The 1,034-nt window shown below is 45.5% G+C and carries 2 protein-coding genes; both read left to right on the forward strand.

Annotated elements, in window-relative coordinates; genetic code table 11:
- Positions 1 to 65: 65 nt before the first annotated feature.
- Positions 66 to 446, forward strand: a complete 381-nt coding sequence (locus ACM0OY_RS40425) for a helix-turn-helix domain-containing protein (RefSeq protein WP_414574304.1) — start codon at positions 66 to 68, stop codon at positions 444 to 446.
- 52 nt (positions 447 to 498) lie between these two features.
- On the forward strand, positions 499 to 1,023 hold the full coding sequence (locus ACM0OY_RS40430) for an IS630 family transposase (RefSeq protein ID WP_414574305.1): 525 nt from the start codon (positions 499 to 501) through the stop codon (positions 1,021 to 1,023).
- Positions 1,024 to 1,034 lie beyond the last annotated feature (11 nt).

Below are 1,034 nucleotides of genomic sequence, written 5' to 3' on the forward strand. Positions count from 1 at the left end.
TATAGCGGTTATCAGTCCAGTTAAGTACACTTAGGAGAAAGCAATTCTACTGATAACTGGTTGCTATGAAAGCCTACTCTCTCGACTTGCGTCAGAAAGTTGTTGATGCTTATGCCTGCGGTGACATTTCCCAACGAAAACTGGCGAAAAACTTTGGTGTCACCTTAAGTTTTGTCCAAAATTTACTCAAACGCCATCGTGAATTTGGCACAATCAGCGCCAAAGTGCGTACTGAACAGACGCCAACAAAGTTGAATGCCGAACAGCTAGAAATCCTGGGTCAACTCGTCGTAGCACAGCCCGATGCGACGTTAAGCGAATTGCGGGAACGACTTTATGAGAAAACAGAGGTGTTAATTGGAGTGGCCACGGTGAATCGGATGGTTCGCTTTCAACTCAACCTAAACCTCAAAAAAAAGTCTCCACCCCACGAAAAAAGGCACTGATGAAGTCCAATTGGCCCGATTTGAGTACTGGAAACTCTTGAGGGGGATACCCGTGGAAAATCTGATTTTCTTAGATGAATCGGGGGTTAATCTATCCTTCATTCGCAAATGTGCCCGCGCTTTATCAGGGAAACGAGCCTATGCTCCAAAGCCAAATCGCAAAGGGAAAAATGTCTCGGTGATTGGTGCTATTAGCTTAAAAGGACTGCTCACCCACTGGAGTGCTTTAGGTTCTATCGATGCCTTGACCTTTGATGCCTTCATCTCTCAAAAGCTCGTACCTCAGCTTTGGCCTGGTGCAGTCGTTCTAATGGATAACTCCTCGATCCATAAAAGTGATGAACTTGAAGCTTTGATCATCGCTGCTGGCGCTCACCTCATTTATCTCCCCCCCTACTCTCCCGATTTTTCACCGATTGAGAATTGTTGGTCTAAGATTAAGAACATTCTCCGTCGCATCGGTGCAAGGACTTATCCTGATTTACTCAAGGCATTAGATGCGGCATTCGCAGAAGTGACGATAGAGAATTTGCTGGGTTGGTTTACTCACTGCTGCTACTGTACTTCACAAGACTGATAACCGCTATA

The organism is Nostoc sp. CCY 9925 (assembly GCF_963920935.1).
Taxonomy (GTDB): domain Bacteria; phylum Cyanobacteriota; class Cyanobacteriia; order Cyanobacteriales; family Nostocaceae; genus Nostoc.